Annotated in this window: 3 protein-coding genes; all 3 read right to left on the minus strand. The window is 71.9% G+C overall.

Going from position 1 to position 3068, the window contains the following annotated elements:
- Positions 1-448 precede the first annotated feature (448 nt).
- A complete protein-coding gene (locus tag ACGF3I_RS35195; protein ID WP_393139405.1) occupies positions 449-736 on the minus strand; it encodes a hypothetical protein in 288 nt (95 codons plus the stop codon).
- A gap of 478 nt (positions 737-1214) precedes the next feature.
- A complete protein-coding gene (gene proC, locus ACGF3I_RS35200; protein ID WP_393139407.1) occupies positions 1215-2024 on the minus strand; it encodes a pyrroline-5-carboxylate reductase in 810 nt (269 codons plus the stop codon).
- A 141-nt stretch (positions 2025-2165) separates the two neighbouring features.
- Positions 2166-2906 carry a class I SAM-dependent methyltransferase gene (locus ACGF3I_RS35205; RefSeq protein ID WP_393139409.1) on the minus strand — a complete coding sequence of 247 codons (741 nt, stop codon included), beginning with the start codon at positions 2904-2906 and terminating at the stop codon, positions 2166-2168.
- Between the last annotated feature and the right edge of the window lie 162 nt (positions 2907-3068).

The raw sequence follows: 3068 nt of genomic DNA on the forward strand, positions 1-3068 counted from the left end.
CCGGCGGTTCCGACTCTATCAGATCCTTTCGGGCCCGATTCCCGGTCTCCCGGAGCCAAGTCGGCTTGTCTTCCCGGCTGTTGGGCCGTTCCGACGAGTGAGACATTAGCGGAATCCAGGGCCCCGACGCCAATCGGGGTGCGTTCTCGAACGCGGATTCCTCATTTCGCAAAAGCACACGAAAAACGAGACGACGAGGTGTCGTTCATAAGAAGTGGTTGGTGCGGAATGGCTGTCCGGGGACCGACCGGAGTCGGCGCTCACGTCGGACAGCTCGGAGAACATTACGTACCGGGGATGGACGTGTCAACCCTCGGCCGGAGTCGCGGTCGCGGGGGTGCCGGGTCGGCTCCGTACGGCTCCCACCTCGTGCTTTCGGCTGAGGCAGGCCTGGCAGGACGGCTGATCTGGAGGCGCCCCGTCCCGTCCTAGCTTGGCGGGTATGAGGTCACTTCTTCGGATCGCCGTCGCCGCCGTGGTTCTGCTCCTGGTGGGGATGGCTGTGGTGCCCGAGGCCGGCGCGTACGGCAGGGACGGTGGTGAGGAGGTGATCCGGATGCGGCTTCGGGTCGTCGACGCGCTCAATCAGGAGACGTTGGGCGAGCTGCGGCGAGTCCGGGCTTGCGAGGGCGCAGACGCGTCCGCCGAAGCGGTTCGGCTTGAGCAGAAGCTGCGGGAGGGCTGCCGGGTCGCGGCCGAGCTTCGGGAGGGGCGGGCTCGGGTCAATCACGGTCATGCCCTTCACTATGCGCACGGCCACGGCCACGGGCGTGCGCAGAGCGATGGGGGTGTGCCGGAGGAGCGGCGCGACTTCGGGAGTGGGTGCGGCAGCGGGGCTGGTGGTGTGGTTCGGGCTGATGCGGGGGGTTCGGCGGGGGCATCGGTGGCGGCCTCGGCTGCCGTCGAACCCTGGGCGGCCGGTGCGGACGGTGCGGGCGGTGCGAGCGCGCCGGGTGCGGGCGGGGTCGGCGTCGAGGGTTCGGGCGGGTCTGCGCCGGACGGGTCTGCGCCGGACGGGTCTGCGTCGGACGGGCCCGTGGTGGCGGGGGACGGCGCGAGCACGGTGTTCGATGCCGCGCGGGACGTGCTTCCGCACACCTCTGCCGGGGTCTTGAGTGTCGTCGGCGGGGGTGCGTTCGCGCTGGCGGGCGTGGGGATGGCCGCCGCTGTGGTGCGGCGGCCGCGCAACAGGGGGTAGCGGTCGCGGGTGGCCCTCAGCCGTTGCCGGAGGCCAGTTCACGGCTGCGGTCGCGGGCCGCTTCGAGCGCCGCGATCAGGGCGGCCCGTACGCCGTGGCTCTCCAGCTCGCGGATCGCGCTGATGGTCGTGCCCGCCGGGGACGTCACCGCCTCGCGCAGCTTCACCGGGTGCTCGCCGCTGTCGCGCAGCATCACCGCCGCGCCGATCGCGGACTGCACGATCAGGTCGTACGCCTGGGAGCGCGGGAGGCCGAGCAGGATGCCGGCGTCGGTCATCGCCTCGACCAGGTAGTAGAAGTACGCGGGGCCCGAGCCGGAGAGGGCGGTGGCCGCGTCCTGCTGGGACTCCGGTACGCGCAGGGTCTTGCCGACGCCGCCGAAGATTTCCTCCGTATGGGCGAGGTGCTCCGGTGTGGCGTGGCTGCCGCCACTGATCACCGACATGCCCTCGTCGACCAGGACGGGGGTGTTCGGCATGACGCGTACGACCGGGGTGCCGGTGGCGAGGCGGGCCTCGATGAACGAGCTCGGGATGCCGGCGGCTGCGCTGATCACCAGGCGGTCGCTGGTGAGGTGCGGGGCCAGCTCGTCCAGGAGGCTGCCCATGTCCTGGGGCTTCACGGCGAGGATCAGGGTGTCCGCGCGCTTGGCGGCCTCGGCGTTCGTGACCGCGTCCACGCCGTAGCGGGTGCGCAGTTCCTCGGCGCGGTCCGCGCGGCGGGCGGTGACGAGCAGGTTGGACGGGTGCCAGCCGGCCCGGATCATTCCACTGAGGAGGGCCTCGCCGATCTTGCCGGTGCCGAGGACTGCGACGGTCTGGGTCATGCGGTCACCCTCCAGGTGGTGCGGCGTTGCGTGACGTCATCCTCGCACCGGGGGCGCGTGCCTGGAGGGGGCGTCCGATGGGCGGTACCCGGGGGGGCGCGCCGAGGGCTTGGGGGTGGTCGCGCCGAGGGTGGGGGGGCTTTACGTGCGGGCCAGGCGTAGGTCCACGACGTAGCTCTCCCGCAGTTTTCCGTCCGGGAACAGGTCGTTCAGGATTTCTCGCTCCCTCGTCATGAACTCCCTCGTTCCCTCCTCGCCCAGCACCAGGAACATGGAGTGGCTGCCCAGATTCGCCAGGTGGGTGTCGAGGGACACCTCCCTGGTGTGCGGGATGTGGCGTTCTGTGAAGGTCAGGCCGGGGACGTCGGTCCAGAGGTGGCCCCCTCGGGCCGCGGGTTCCGTTCCGCCCGTTCCGAAGAAGGCGTGTATGCGGGCGTCCTGCTCGGCCAGCCACGGCACGGAGTGGTCCGTCCTGTTCCACCACAGGGCCAGGGTGCCGCCCGGGCGCAGTACGCGGCGGGCTTCCGGGCCCGCCTTCGCCGGGTCCGTCCAGTGCCAGGCCTGGGCGTACGTGATGAAGTCCGCGGATGCCGTGGCCAGGGGGAGGTGGTTGCCGTCGCCCCTCACCAGGGGGATCTCCGGGTACGTCCTGCGGAACTGTGCGGCCATTCCCTCGCCGGGCTCCACCGCGGTGACCCTCGCGCCTCTGGCGTGCAGCAGGGTGCTGGCGATGCCGGTGCCGGCGCCGATGTCCGCGATGCGGGCGTGCTGGAGGGGGTGGGCTGCCAGGGATTCGATCGTGTCGAGGAGTTGTGGGGGGTAGGAGGGGCGGTATTTGGCGTATTGGGGGGCGGCTTTGTTGAAGGACGTGGACCTGGTCATGGGGTCGAGTGTGGGGGGTGTCGGGGGTGCGGGGGGATTGCTTTTCCCACCCGCCATAGGCCCGGCCCGGGGGGGGGGGGGGGGGGGGGGGGGGGGGGGGGGGGGGGGGGGGGGGGGGGGGGGGGGGGGGGGGGGGGGGGGGGGGGGGGGGGGGGGGGGGGG

Origin of the sequence: Streptomyces sp. NPDC048111 (genome assembly GCF_043202815.1) — a bacterium.
Taxonomy (GTDB): domain Bacteria; phylum Actinomycetota; class Actinomycetes; order Streptomycetales; family Streptomycetaceae; genus Streptomyces.

Bases quoted from the DNA above. Each gene is read 5' to 3' on its own strand.
- ACGF3I_RS35195 (WP_393139405.1), bottom strand. From the start codon at position 736: ATGACCGTGATTGACCCGAGCCCGCCCCTCCCGAAGCTCGGCCGCGAC.
- proC (WP_393139407.1), bottom strand. From the start codon at position 2,024: ATGACCCAGACCGTCGCAGTCCTCGGCACCGGCAAGATCGGCGAGGCC.
- ACGF3I_RS35205 (WP_393139409.1), bottom strand. From the start codon at position 2,906: ATGACCAGGTCCACGTCCTTCAACAAAGCCGCCCCCCAATACGCCAAA.